This is a genomic window from Mesorhizobium sp. P2_D6 (assembly GCF_056404315.1).
Map to the genome: position 1 here is coordinate 305,642 of NZ_JBFUEG010000007.1, position 13,424 is coordinate 319,065.

At 62.5% G+C, this 13,424-nt stretch carries 12 protein-coding genes; 4 read left to right on the forward strand and 8 right to left on the reverse strand.

Annotated elements, in window-relative coordinates:
- Window positions 1-27 precede the first annotated feature (27 nt).
- Entirely contained in the window at window positions 28-1,686 is a 1,659-nt protein-coding gene (locus tag AC1D1L_RS17750) for an adenylate/guanylate cyclase domain-containing protein (protein WP_477342792.1), read from the forward strand.
- A 46-nt stretch (window positions 1,687-1,732) separates the two neighbouring features.
- Here AC1D1L_RS17750 and AC1D1L_RS17755 read toward each other — a convergent pair whose 3' ends face one another.
- The 8 genes from AC1D1L_RS17755 to speB all read right to left on the reverse strand — a co-directional run bounded on the left by AC1D1L_RS17755 (window position 1,733) and on the right by speB (window position 8,903).
- On the reverse strand, window positions 1,733-2,536 hold the full coding sequence (locus tag AC1D1L_RS17755) for an ABC transporter permease (RefSeq protein WP_477232061.1): 804 nt from the start codon (window positions 2,534-2,536) through the stop codon (window positions 1,733-1,735).
- A complete protein-coding gene (locus AC1D1L_RS17760) occupies window positions 2,533-3,387 on the reverse strand; it encodes an ABC transporter permease (RefSeq protein WP_477342793.1) in 855 nt (284 codons plus the stop codon). Before AC1D1L_RS17760 ends, AC1D1L_RS17755 begins: the two co-directional genes overlap by 4 nt.
- Window positions 3,384-4,421, reverse strand: a complete 1,038-nt coding sequence (locus AC1D1L_RS17765) for an ABC transporter ATP-binding protein (protein ID WP_477342794.1) — start codon at window positions 4,419-4,421, stop codon at window positions 3,384-3,386. The genes AC1D1L_RS17760 and AC1D1L_RS17765 overlap by 4 nt, the downstream gene beginning before the upstream one ends.
- 81 nt (window positions 4,422-4,502) lie before the next feature.
- Window positions 4,503-5,591 (reverse strand): ABC transporter substrate-binding protein, encoded by a 1,089-nt coding sequence (locus tag AC1D1L_RS17770; RefSeq protein ID WP_477342795.1) that lies wholly within the window; start codon window positions 5,589-5,591, stop codon window positions 4,503-4,505.
- A gap of 68 nt (window positions 5,592-5,659) precedes the next feature.
- Entirely contained in the window at window positions 5,660-6,307 is a 648-nt protein-coding gene (locus AC1D1L_RS17775) for an amino acid ABC transporter permease (RefSeq protein ID WP_023671276.1), read from the reverse strand.
- Entirely contained in the window at window positions 6,304-6,960 is a 657-nt protein-coding gene (locus AC1D1L_RS17780; protein ID WP_477342796.1) for an amino acid ABC transporter permease, read from the reverse strand. Before AC1D1L_RS17780 ends, AC1D1L_RS17775 begins: the two co-directional genes overlap by 4 nt.
- Before the next feature lie 6 nt (window positions 6,961-6,966).
- The gene (locus AC1D1L_RS17785; protein WP_477342797.1) at window positions 6,967-7,749 is read right to left on the reverse strand and encodes a transporter substrate-binding domain-containing protein; all 783 of its coding nucleotides are present in this window, start codon (window positions 7,747-7,749) and stop codon (window positions 6,967-6,969) included.
- A gap of 92 nt (window positions 7,750-7,841) precedes the next feature.
- Window positions 7,842-8,903 carry an agmatinase gene (gene speB, locus AC1D1L_RS17790; RefSeq protein WP_477342798.1) on the reverse strand — a complete coding sequence of 354 codons (1,062 nt, stop codon included), beginning with the start codon at window positions 8,901-8,903 and terminating at the stop codon, window positions 7,842-7,844.
- Window positions 8,904-9,115: 212 nt separating this feature from the next.
- Here speB and gcvA point away from each other — a divergent pair, with 212 nt between their 5' ends.
- From gcvA to AC1D1L_RS17805, 3 genes are all read left to right on the forward strand, one after another.
- On the forward strand, window positions 9,116-10,084 hold the full coding sequence (gene gcvA, locus AC1D1L_RS17795) for a transcriptional regulator GcvA (protein WP_477342799.1): 969 nt from the start codon (window positions 9,116-9,118) through the stop codon (window positions 10,082-10,084).
- Between the two features lie 169 nt (window positions 10,085-10,253).
- Complete coding sequence (gene pncB / locus AC1D1L_RS17800) at window positions 10,254-11,558, forward strand: nicotinate phosphoribosyltransferase (protein ID WP_477342800.1); 1,305 nt, start codon at window positions 10,254-10,256, stop codon at window positions 11,556-11,558.
- A 186-nt stretch (window positions 11,559-11,744) separates the two neighbouring features.
- The gene (locus AC1D1L_RS17805) at window positions 11,745-13,187 is read left to right on the forward strand and encodes a hypothetical protein (protein ID WP_477342801.1); all 1,443 of its coding nucleotides are present in this window, start codon (window positions 11,745-11,747) and stop codon (window positions 13,185-13,187) included.
- The last annotated feature ends 237 nt before the right edge of the window (window positions 13,188-13,424 follow it).

Sequence of the window (13,424 nt, forward strand, 5' to 3'; positions counted from 1 at the left end):
CAGCGACACAATCTGGGAACTGACGTCATGCAACCTCTTGTGGTAACCTCAGCCAAACCAAGGGTCATTGCCGTGACAAGCGCGCAACCGGCTTCAGAGGGAAATAACAGCGTGCGGGAGCGTCGCATCTGGCCGGCTGCGATCGCAGTAATCCTTCTCCTGGCGGCGCTTCCGGCTGCGGTCGTCCTCGACCTGCGTGACTTCACGCATCAACTATCCGAACGTCAAGCCAACGACATCAGCAAGATCATAACCGACATTCGCACGTTCTACGCCACCGACGTGGTCGGGCGGATCCTCCAGGCGGACCCGCATACGAAGATCACGGCAACAGATAACTACCGCGACGTTGCCGGCGCGATACCAATTCCAGCGACGTTTTCGCTGGAAATCGGGCGGCTCACGAGTTCGCGTGACAACACTGTCCGGTACGAATTTGTTTCCGACTATCCGTTCGCCGGGCGGCCTCCGCACAATCTTGATGACTTCCAATTGAAGGCGTTGGCATCATTTCGCGCCGACCCGAATATTCAATCGCTTGAGGCGACGGAAGGGGGCTGGAGCCCGACCGTTAGGCTGGCTTCGCCGATCCGTATGACCGCCGCCTGCGTGGCATGCCACAACTCGCATCCGGACAGTCCAAAGAAGGATTGGAAGGTCGGTGATGTCAGAGGGATTCAATCTGTGTCTGTCTCGCAGCCTCTGTCTCAAGGGTCGATCGGCTTCCACTATCTCTTCGCATATTTTGCGGCCGCCCTGGCCACTGGAGTTGCATTCATCGTGATGCAATGGCGGCAGTCGCGCGAACTTGCCCTGGTCAACGGCGAACTGAAGGAGGCCAACAACTTCCTGGCAACGGTGTCGCTCAAAATCGCAAAATATCTCTCACCTGAGATCTACAAAAGTGTGTTCAGCGGCGAGCGCGACGTGAAGGTGACTGCGGAGCGAAAGAAACTGACTATCTTCTTCTCCGACATCGTGGATTTCACTGCCACGACCGAGCGTATGCAACCCGAGGAACTGACCGCTCATCTCAACGAATATCTGACCGAGATGTCGCATATTGCCATTTCTCATGGCGCCACCGTCGACAAGTTCATCGGCGATGCCATTCTCGCGTTTTTCGGCGACCCGCAGACGCTTGGCCCGCGCGAAGACGCACGTGCATGTCTGCGTATGGCCTTGGCCATGCAAAAGCGGTTGGAGTACCTGCAAGTCAAATGGCGGCAGCAGGGTATCGAGCACCCCTTCCGTGTCCGGATGGGAATAAACACCGGCTACTGCAATGTCGGCAACTTCGGCAGTGAAGATCGTATGGATTACACCATCATCGGCGCCGAAGCCAACCTCGCTGCCCGGCTGCAGAGCATTGCACCTGCCGGCGGGATAGTGCTCAGCTACGAAACATACGCCAACGTACGCGACATGGTCGATGCGTCGCCAGGTGAGCAGATCAGCATGAAGGGGATCAGCAGACCGATCGTGCCTTATATGGTGCGGGGTGTCCTGGAACAGGCGCGTGACGACACTGTCATAACGGAAACGGACGAGGGCATGTCGTTGACGCTCGATACTGCCGGGCTCGATCCCGCCAGGGGTGCGCGTCTGCGCGACAAACTCCAGTCGGCGCTAGCTCAACTCGAGGCTAAATTGGCCATGCCTTCGCCAAAGGAAACGAGCGGTTAGCGCATCGGGGCCGTAAAAGCCCCGATGTTCACGCTCTTACATGCATTCAGTTGCCGTCCGACGACATAGCACCGAGCAATCTGCGAATATCGCCGAACCGGGCGATCGAGCCGAACACCAGTGCCGCCACCGCGACGAAGAACACCGACACCGCGGCCATGGTCGGCGTGTAGCCGTAGCGTAGCGCGTTGAAGATCTTGATCGGCAGTGTCTCGGTGGTGAAGCCGATCGTCATATAGGCAACGATATATTCGTTGAGCGACAGCACGAAGGCAAAGGCATAGCCCGAGACGAGGTAAGGCAGGATCAGCGGCAGCACCACCGTCTTCAGCACGGTGCGGTCGTCGGCGCCCATGGTGGCGGCAGCCTCGACCAGCGAGCGGTCGATCGAGGCAAAGCCCAGCGACAACGTCACCAGCGGCAGCGTCACGAAGAAGATGGCGTGGCTGATGATGGCGGTGAAGAACTGGCCGAACAGCCCGACCGTCGCCCAGAAGCTGAGGAAGCCGAGCGCGGTGATGACCGGCGGCAGGATGAAAGGGGCAAGCCCCAGCACCTGGAAAATGTTCGCCCATGGCGCGATGCGCCGCCACAGGAACCAGGCCAGTGGCAGCGCGACCGCAACGGCAATCGCTGCCGAACAAACGGCGAGCGTCACCGAATGGATCAGCGCCAGCCGCCATTCCGGATCGGTGAAGATCTGGGCGTACCAGGCCAGCGAGAAACCAACCGGTGGGAAAGTGAGTTCCTGGCGTGAGTTGATCGACACGCCCGCGACCACGATCAGCGGCGCGGCCAGGAACAGCGCGACGATGGTGAAATAGACACGGCGCAGCAAGGTCGCGGTCATAGGGCGTTCTCCCGGCGTCCGACGAGAAGGGTCAGTCCGACCAGCGCCAGCGAGATCAGCACCAGGAACACTGCCATGGCGGCTGCGAACGGCATGTTGGACTGGTAGATCGCCTGGTCGGTGATCAGCACCGACAGTGTCCAGTGTTGCGGCCGCCCGAGGATCTGCGGCAAAAGATACGAGCCGAGTGCGAAGACGAACACCATGATCAGCGTCGCCACGATGGTGTTGCGCAGCGCCGGCGCGACGACGTTGAAGAAAGCCCGGATAGGCGAGGCGCCGAGCGTGCGCGCAGCCTCCAGCAAAGTCGGGTCGAGGCGCACCAGAGCGGGGTACAGCACCAGGATGGTGTAAGGCAGCGCCTGGTAGACCATGCCGGTCAGCACCGCGCCGAAGGTCGGCAGCAGTGCCACCGGCTTGTCCATCAGCCCGATCGCCACGAACAAATTGGTGATCCCTGCGGTGCGCGAAAACAGCGTCGACCAGGCAAAGCCGATAATGACCTCCGACAGCGACAGCACCGACAAAAGGCCGACCAGCCACAGCGTCTGTACGCGGCGCGGCCGGCGGGTCAGGAGATAGGTGAAGGGGAAAGCGATGCAGATGCAGCAGACCGCGACCAGCACCGCCAGCATCAGCGAGAAGCCGAGCACGCCGCCGAAGAACACCGACAGGAAGCGGGCGTAATTGTCGAGCACGAAATCCGGAGTGTAGAAGCCGGACGGGTTGCGCTTGAAGAAGCTCACCGCAATCATCGTCGAGAACGGCACGACGAAGAAGACGATCAGCATCAGCGCCGGAAAGAACAGCGGCGTGTAGTCGGCTACCGACTTCGGAGCTTCGCGTCTCATGCGCCAAGCACCACGCAACTCGCCGGCGGCAGCGTGACGCCGACCTTGGCGCCGACCGGCACGTCATGGCGCTCGCGCGGCGTCGTGACCGCAATGATGCTGGTGCCGCCGACGTCGACGAAGGTCTCGATCGTGCCGCCGAGGTCGCGCACGAAACTCACCTCGCCGGTGATGGCCGAGCCGCCGGGGCTGCCCAGATGCACATCCTCGGGACGGACCGAGACGGACGCTTTTGTCTGACCCGCCGGCATGGTCAAGCCCGGAATGGCGGTGCCCAAAATGGTGGTGCGCCCAGTGCTGTCGACTTCGGCCGGCAACAGATTGGTGATGCCGATGAAGTCGGCGACGAAGGCGTCGGCCGGCTTGCGGTAGATCTCGATCGGCGGCGCCGCCTGCAGGATCTTGCCATGGCCCATGACGACGACGAGGTCGGCCATGGTCATGGCTTCGCGCTGGTCGTGGGTGACGACGATGGTAGTGATGCCGAGCCGCTGCTGCAGCTGGCGCAATTCCACCTGCATCGCCTCGCGCAATTTGGCGTCGAGCGCCGACAGCGGCTCGTCAAGCAGGAACAGTTTTGGCGACAAAGCGAGTGCCCGGGCAATCGCCACGCGCTGACGCTGGCCGCCCGACAGTTTGGCCACCGGACGGTCGGCAAAGCCGGTCAGGTGGATCAAGCTCAGCAATTCGTCGACGCGCTTCTTCTGCTCCTCCTTCGAGGCGCCGCGAATGCGCAGCGCGTAGGCGATGTTGTCGCCGACGGAGAGATGCGGAAACAGCGCCAGCGACTGGAACACCATGCCGAGATTGCGCTTGTGCGTCGGCAGCGGCGTGATGTCCTCGCCGTCAAGCACGATGGCGCCGCTGGTCGGTTCCTCCAGCCCGGCAATCATGCGCAGCAGCGTGGTCTTGCCGCAGCCCGACGGGCCGAGCAGGCACACGAACGTGCCGTGCGGCACGTTGAGCCGGACATTGTCGACGGCGGCGAAATTGCCGAATTTTTTGGTGATGCTGTTGATGTCTAGTCCGGACATGCTCATCCCTCTCAGGCTGTGCGCTTCAAGGCCGCCGGAAGAATTCCGGCGGCCGATCAGTTTTCAAGCGGATCGAACGGCTCAGCCGACGATCAACTCGGTCCACTTCTGATTGATCCAGTCGGCCTTCGACGTGTAGAGGTCGTAGCGCGGGATGATCGGATCGATATCCGACGATACCGCGGCGAACTCTTCCGGCTTGAGGTCAAGCACCTCTTTCTTCAAGGTTGGCGTGGTGCCGACCTTGCGCGACATGACGCCCTGCATCGAAGGCTGGCTCATATAGTCGATGAAGACATGTGCCTCGTCGACCTTGGTCGAGGCGCGCGACAGCACCCAGTTGCCGGAATCCTGGATGCCGCCCTCCTTCGGGAAGGTCGAGCGGACATGGAAGCCGTCGGCGACCGCGAGCCCGGTGACGTCGTGATAATACTGGCCCATCGGGATTTCGCCCGACTTCAGCGCCTGCTCGAACTGCGCCTCGTCGCGATACCAGAGGCGAACGTTCGGCTTGACCTCGGCGAGCTTTTCGAACGCCTTGTTCAGCCCCTCTTCGGTGTCGAGCGCATTGGTGCCGCCCATGAAGGTCTTGGCCGTCACTTCGAGCAGGAACGAGTTGGAGGCAAGCGCCAGTAGGCCGAGCTTATCCTCGTTGGCTTTGTCCCAAAGGGCTGCCCACGATGTCGGCGCGTCCTTGTAGACATCGGTGTTAGAGACCAGCGTGATCCACCAGGCGACGGCGCCGATGCCGGCGACGCGGCCATCCGGATATTTGTTGATGAAGCGCGGCAACAGGTCGCCATAGTGCTTGAACTTCGACGTATCGAGCGGCGTCCACAATTCGGTGGACTGGCCCTTCAGCGTCGAGGTCTGCGACATCATCGAGAGATCGGCCGGCGCCTGGCCGGCCTTGGCCGCCTGCTCGAGCTGCACCAGCCAGGCTTCGCCGGTCGGCTCGGCGACCGATTCCACGGCAATGCCGGTGGCCTTGGTGAAGTCGGGGAAGACGTGTTCGTCGAAGGATTTCTTGAAATAGCCTCCATAGACGCCGACCTTCAGCGACTTGTCCTGCGCCCGCAGGATCGACGGCATGGCGAGTACGCCTGATATGGCGAGGCCGACGCCAAGCACGCCGCGCCGCGTCATGGATTTTCCGATCAGTCTGTTCATCCGGTTTCTCCTCAGTTGATGCCGTTCTTTTCCGGCAGGTTCCCTTCACGCACTGTCGCCGCCTGGCGTCAGTGGGCCGCCGCTCGTTGTTCGAGCGTACGGGCGTATTGCGTCAGTGGAAAGCACATGACGAAGAAGATCAGCGCCACCAACCCGTAGACCTTGAACGGCTCGAAGGTGGCATTGTTGATGGCGTTGGAGGTCCTGACCAGCTCCTCGAAGCCGATGATCGAGGTCAGCGCCGTCGATTTGATCAATTGCACCAGGAAGCCGACGATCGGCGCCCTTGTGATCGAGAAGGCCTGCGGCAGGATGATCAGCCTGAGCTCCTGCAGGCGGTGCAGGCCGAGGCTGGCGCCGGCGTCCCATTGCCCGCGTGGCAGCGCATCGACGCCACTGCGCCAGATCTCGGCCAAATAGGCGCTGGCAAAGAAAGTCAGGCCGAGCACGGCGGCCGTCCACGGCTCGATGCGCAGGCCCAGCATCGGCAAGCCGAAAAACATCAGGAACAGTTGCATCAACAGCGGCGTGCCCTGGAACAGGGCGATGTAGCCGGAAGCGATGCGCCGGCTCCATTTATTCTCAGCGATGCGGAAGAACAGCACGATCAGGCCGACAACAGCGCCGCCGACGAAGGCGGCCAGCGACAGAAGCACCGTCCAGCGGGCGGCGAGCAGGAGATTGCGAACGATGTCCCAGAAGGTGAATTCGATCATGAAACGCCGGCTCCCAGAACGCGGCGCCCGCCTGTAACCAGCAGCCGGCGCAAGGCCATCGACATCAAGAGATAGACCAGCGTCACGACGAAATAGGTCTCAAAGGAACGGAAGGTGCGCGCCTGCAGCATGTCGGCCTCATAGGTCAGTTCGCGCACGGCGATCTGCGACACCACGGCGGATTCCAGCATCATGATGACGATCTGGCTGGTCAGTGCCGGATAGATCACCTTCAGCGCCTGCGGCAGCACGATCTTGATGAACACCTGGCGTGGCCTCAAGCCCAGCGAAAGGGCGGCTTCCGTCTGTCCGCCGGGCACGGCATCGAGGCCGGCGCCGACGATTTCGATCGTGTAGGCCGCCATGTTGAGCGTCATCGCCAGCATGGCGGCCAGGATCGGATCGAGCCTTATGCCGAGGCTGGGCAGGCCGAAGAAGATGAAGAATAGCTGCACCAGGAACGGCGTGTTGCGCATCACCTCGACATAGACCGCGATCGCCCGCTTCACGAATGCCGCGCCGTTGCGCCGGCCGGCGGCGCCCAGGATGCTGAGCATCGTGCCCACGAGCGTGGTCACGACGATCAACAGGATCGTCGTGACCGCACCGCGCGCGATGTCGCCAAGAGCACCTGGGAGCCATGCAAAATCCACGGCAACTCAATCCTTGAGGTTGTCAGGATTGAGCGGCGTCTTCAGCCAGGCCTTCGAGCTTTCGTCGAGCTTGCCGTCGGCCAGCATCTTGGCAACCGCGTCATTGACTGCCGTCTTCAGCCGGTCCTCATGCTTGTTGAGGCCGATATGCGAGGGCGAGGTCAAAAGCTGGAACTTCTGCTCCGGCTTCAGCGCATCCTGCTTGGCCAGCACCTGGGCGCCGACATCGTTGCCCACCACCATCAGCTGGGTCTGGCCGGAGATGAAGGCCTGGATGACGGAGTTGTAATTGTCGAAGCGCTTGATGTCGGCCGATGCCGGTGCAGCTTCGGTCAGCGAGGTATCTTCCAGCGTGCCGCGATTGACGGCGATCGACTTGTCGGCGAGGTCTTCCTTGCCTTTGACCGAGAGTGCAGCCGGGCCGATGACGGCGATGTAATAGGGCGCATAGGCGGCGGCGAAGTCGATCACCTCCTCGCGCTCCTTGGAGTAGCCGACGCTCATCAGGATATCGACGCGCTTGTCGGTGAGATAGGGGATGCGGTTCTGGCCGGTGACGCTGACCAGATTGAGCTTCACCTTCAAGGAGTCGGCGATGGCCTGGGCCACGTCGACGTCATAGCCCTTGATGCTCATATCGGCGCTCGCCGAGGAGAAGGGCGGGAAGTCGGAGAAGATGCCGACATTGATGGCGCCGGCCTTGGTGATGTCGTCGACGGCGTCGGCATTGGCCTGGGAGGCGAGGCCGAGGCCGGCGAGCATCAGCGCGGCTGCGACGGTTGATTTCATGTTAAGATTCATTGTGGTTCCCTTCTGGAAGCTTGTTTGTTTGAAACGGCCGCCGGCTCCAGCGCGGCGGCCGCCTTTGCATGTGAAGTCCGTCAGGCCCCCTTGCTCGTAATGGCCGGGCTGAACACCATCAGGCTCAGGATCTCGAACAGGACCTGCGCGCCGACATGGGCGGTGTTGGTGGTGGCGTCATATTGCGGCGCCACCTCGACGACGTCGCCGCCGACAATGTTGAGGCCTTTCAGGCCGCGCAGCAGTTCGAGCACCTCGCGCGTCGTCAGGCCGCCGATTTCAGGTGTGCCGGTGCCCGGCGCGAAGGCCGGATCGACGCTGTCGACGTCAAAGGAGATGTAGGTCGGGCCGTCGCCGACAATCTTGCGCGCCTTCTCGATGATGGCGGGGATGCCGAGTCCGGTCACCTCTTCGGCGTGCACGACCGTCATGCCGGATTCGTAGGTGAACTCCCACAGATATTCGGCCGAGCCGCGGATGCCGATCTGGATGGTGCGGGTCGGGTCGAGTACGCCGTCCAGCACCGCGTTGCGGAAGGGTCCGCCATGGTGGAACTTGGTCATGTCGAACAGCCCGCTGGTGTCGCAATGGGCGTCGATATGGATCATGCCGACCGGCACCTTTTTGCCGACCGCCTTCAGGATCGGATGGCTGATCGAATGGTCGCCGCCAACGGAAAGAGGCAGCACGCCGGCATCGACGATCTGATTGGTGCGGCGCTCGATATCCTCATGGCTGATCTCCAGCCGGTAGCGGCTGCGGAATGGGGTGTCGCCGATGTCGGCGACGCGCAGCTCATGCGTCGGCGCGCATTCCAGCACATGGTTGTAGGGGCCGATGCGCTCGATGGCGCGCAGCGCCCTAGGCCCAAAGCGCGATCCGGGACGGTTGGTGACGCCGAGATCCATCGGCACGCCGATGATAGCCACCTGCAAATCGCCGAAATCCGGGTTGTCGGCCGATATTTCGCGGTAGGGTGCGGCGAGGAAGGTCGGGATGCCGGAATACGGCGCCAGCCTGGTGCCGCTCTTGGAGAAGATCTTGTCGGCGACCTTGCGGAATTTCGGGTCGAACATCTCGCCGCCATGGCTCTCGCCATATTTGCGGCGCAACGCGTCGAGCTTGCCACGATCATAACCCATGTCGGTCTCCTCCTGCCGGGCTGGTGCATGCGGTCGTGGCGGCATCTTGCGAACTGACCGTCATCCGGCCGGGTCGCTGTCCCGCTGGCTGCCTGCAGATTTCACGTCATTGATGCTGTCTGGGACAAAGTGTCCGGCAGCCGCATTGAAAAATCAATTGATATTGTTAGGGTGCTGGTTGTGAGAAAATCTCACAGAGTATCCGGTTGCCCATGGCCAAGCGACTGCCGCCCCTAAATCCCCTGCGCGCCTTCGAAGCGACGGCGCGCCACGCCTCGCTGACCAAGGCGGCGAGTGAGCTGAACGTCACCCATGGCGCCATAAGTCATCAGATCAAGGCGCTTGAGCAGTCGCTGGGCGTAAAACTGTTCGAACGCACCGGGCAGCGGGTAAAGCTCACACCGCATGGCGCCGAACTGCTGCCGGCGGTGTCGACCGCGTTCGACGGCATCGCCGCCGCCACCCAGCGCATGACCAGGCCGGCCAGCGCCGGCACGCTGTCGGTGTCCTGCGTTCCGGCGCTGCTGCTTCTGTGGATGACGCCGCGGCTCGGCAGCTTCATGGCGCAATATCCCGATATCAGGCTGACGCTGATCCCTTCCAACGACCCCAAGGACATCCGCGCGCCGCAGGTCGATGTCTGTGTGCTCTATGGCGACGGCAGCTGGACCGATTGCTGGATGCGCAAATGGTCGGGCCTCGAACTGTTCCCGGTGGTCAGTCCGACGCTGATCAACAACCGGCCGATACGCACCTGCCGGGATCTGGCCGACCATGTCATCCTGCATGGCGACGATGGCCGCGAGTGGCACACCTGGCTGGCGGCCGCCGACGGGCTGGATCTCGAGCGCGGCCGCCGCCACCATCTCGGTGACGCCCGCACCGCCATCGAGGCCGCGGTGCATGGCCATGGCGTGGCGCTCGGCGATTCCGTCACAGCCAGCATGCTGCTCGCCAGGGGCCTGTTGGTGGCGCCGTTCAGCCTGTCGGTGCCGGCGGTCGACGATTTCTACGTCGTGTGCCGCAACGAGATGCGCTCGGCGCCGATCGTGCAATTGTTCGTCGACTGGCTGTTTGCCGAGAAGGAGCAGGCCGACAGCCGCGCCGACGCGCCGGTGGCCGGCCGCGTCAACGTCCGCCGCAAACGCCCGGCGCTGCGGGTGGTCGGCGCCAAGAGTTGAGGCTGGACCGGAGCGGCTCCTTTTTGTCGGGCCAGTTGGGAAAGCGGGCAGCGCTTTCAAAAATTCAATGCTAATAAGCTCTTGCCAGGCAATTCCAGGAAAAGTCTGCGGCGGTTTTCCGTCCGGAATTGCGTAAGACAGACGTGAGCAGCGAAGGCGACGGCAGAACATGGCAAGAACCGATATTGCGCGGCGCGTCTACAACCACACTTGGAAGCTGGACCCGATCGTCCGCAGCCTGCTCGACACCGATTTCTACAAGCTTCTGATGCTGCAGATGATCTGGGGCATGTACCCCAAGGTCGACACCACCTTCTCGCTGATCAACCGCACCACATCGGTGCGCCTCGCCGACGAGATCGACGAAGGCGAACTGCGCGACCAGCTCGACCATGCCCGCACGCTGCGCTTCTCCAAGAAGGAGATGATCTGGCTCGGCGGTAACAATTTCTATGGCCGCAAGCAGATCTTCGAGCCTGAATTCCTCGCCTGGCTGGAAGGTTTCCGACTGCCGGACTACGAGCTCTCCAAGCGCGACGGCCAGTACGAGCTCTCCTTCAGCGGCCCGTGGATGTACACCACGCTGTGGGAAATCCCGGCGCTGGCCATCATCAATGAACTCCGCTCCCGTGCGGCCATGCGCGCCTTCGGCCCGTTCGCGCTCGACGTGCTCTATGCCCGCGCCAAGGCCAAGATGTGGGCCAAGACCGAGCGCCTGAAGGCGCTGCCTGGCATCCGCATTTCCGACTTCGGCACCCGCCGCCGGCACTCCTTCCTGTGGCAGCGCTGGTGCGTCGAGGCGCTCAAGGAAGGCATTGGCGAAGCCTTCACCGGTACCTCCAACGTGCTGCTGGCCATGGACAACGACCTCGAAGCGCTCGGCACCAACGCGCATGAACTGCCGATGGTGTTTGCCGCACTTGCCGATACGGAAAAGGAACTGAAGCAGTCGCCCTACAAGGTGCTGCAGGACTGGCAGCGCTATTACGGCGGCAACCTGCTGATCGTATTGCCCGATGCCTTCGGTACAGCATCCTTCCTGCGCGACGCGCCCGACTGGGTCGCCGACTGGACCGGCTTTCGCCCCGACAGCGCACCGCCGATCGAAGGCGGCGAAAAAATCATCGACTGGTGGCGTGAGAAGGGCAAGGACCCCAGGCAGAAGCTGCTGATCTTCTCCGACGGGCTCGAGGTCGAGACCATTGAGGAGACCTACAAGCACTTCCAGGGCAAGGTGCGCATGTCCTTCGGCTGGGGCACCAACCTCACCAACGACTTCGAAGGCTGCGCGCCGACCGAGACCAACAGCCTCGATGCCATATCGCTGGTCTGCAAGGTAACGGAGGCCAATGGCCGCCCGGCGGTGAAGCTGTCGGACAATCCGGCCAAGGCGACCGGGGACAAGAAAGAGATCGAGCGCTATCTCCGGATTTTTGGGGCCAAGGACCGCGTGGAGCAGCTGGTCAAGGTTTGAGGGCGCGGTGCTCTGGCATCGCGATGTGAGTAGGCAAGGTTGGATAGGCTGAGTTCCCCCTCTGTCCTGCCGGACATCTCCCCCACGAGGGGGGAGATTACGCTCGCATCTCCGCCTTCGCCAATCTCCAACGCTGCAAGGAAAGAGCCGTTGGCGAAACCGCCAATCTCCCCCCAAGTGGGGGAGATGTCCGGCAGGACAGAGGCGGGCGCCGTAGAGCGCTGTCGTCACCCTTTAGCTTTTCTCGCCGCCGCCCTAGCGATTCTCCCCACCCCCGCCTTCGCCCACGCCTCCGACCGGGGCCACGTCCTGCTCCTCCCCACCGGCTACTACATCGCCGGCGGTGCACTTGCCGTCGCCGTCAGCTTCCTCGTCCTGGCTTTGCTGCCACCGGATGCCCTCGACCGCTTCTGGCGCCGCCGCTTACAACTTTTCACATTCAGCGACGCCCCTCGCACAATCGTCAGCCTCATCTCCTTTGCCGGCTTTGCAATCCTCATCACAGCAGGCCTGTTCGGCAGCCGCGACCCACTCTCCAACCCGCTTCCCTTAACCATCTGGACCCTAGTCTGGGTCGGCCTCGCCATCGCGCAAGGCCTGTTCGGCGATCTCTGGTCGTGGTTGAACCCATGGTATAGCCCATGGCGGATCGTCACCCGTCTGCTCGGCCGACGCGGCGACCAGGCTTACCATCCGCGCCTTCCCGCCTGGCTCGGCTGCTGGCCGGGCGTCATCCTGTTCTTCGCCTTTGCCTGGTTCGAGCTGATCGACCCGGCGCCCGACGACCCGGCGCGGCTGGCCTATGCCGCCGGCTTCTATTGGCTTTTCACCTTCGTCGCGATGCTCGCCTTCGGCTATCCCGGCTGGAGTCAACGCGGCGAATTCCTGACCGTCTTCTTCGCCATAGTGGCACGCTTTGCTCCGATCGAACGCGACGAGGCGGGCCGGCTCAATCTTTGCTGGCCAGGCGCAAAACTACTCGACGCCGCGCCGCTGCCGGCCAGCGGCATCGCTTTCCTGCTGCTCAGCCTCTCGTCTGTCTCCTTCGACGGCCTGTCGAAAACCTTCTTCTGGCTCGGTCTGTTCGGCATCAATCCCCTGGAGTTACCCGGCCGCACCGCGCTGATCGGCATCGGCACCTTCGGACTTGTGCTCACCTTCGTGCTGTTGGCGGCGGCATTCATGCTGGCCGTCATCCTCGGCCAGCGTCTCTCGGGCAGCCGGCATGCGCTTGGCAAGGCGGCAGGCCTGCTCGTCTGGTCGATCGTGCCGATCGCGCTTGCCTATCATGTCGCGCATTATCTGACGGCGCTGCTGGTCGACGGCCAGTATGCGGTGGCCTCTCTGTCCGACCCGTTCGCGCTGGGCTGGAACCTGTTCGGCGCCGCCGACATGCAGATCGAAGCCGGCATCGTCGCCGGCGCCGACTCCGCCTGGTGGCTGTGGAATGTGCAGGCGGGCATCATTGTCGCCGGCCACATGCTGGCGGTGCTTGTCGCCCATGGTCTGGCCTGGCGGCTGCACCCGGCTCCATCACGCGCCGCCCTCAGCCAATTGCCGCTCACCGTGCTGATGATCGCCTACACGATCTTCGGCCTCTGGTTGCTTGCTACGCCGACAGCGGGATGAGAGAAGACGGTGGACCTGCCAGCGCATGACCCCGAAAATCGGCTTCGATTTTCGGAAAGGATCATGCGCAAAACAAGAAATGCTCCAGCGTCCTTTGCGCGTCCTGATGCACGCGCGGCGCTGGATGCGGAAAGCCCGCTTGCAAGGTCGAAGCTTTGGTGATTTAGTTTGTATACATGCGATTTTCGCCCCCTTCCGCAAGGGAGTGGCCTTGCCTCGTTACAGACAGTCAAAACT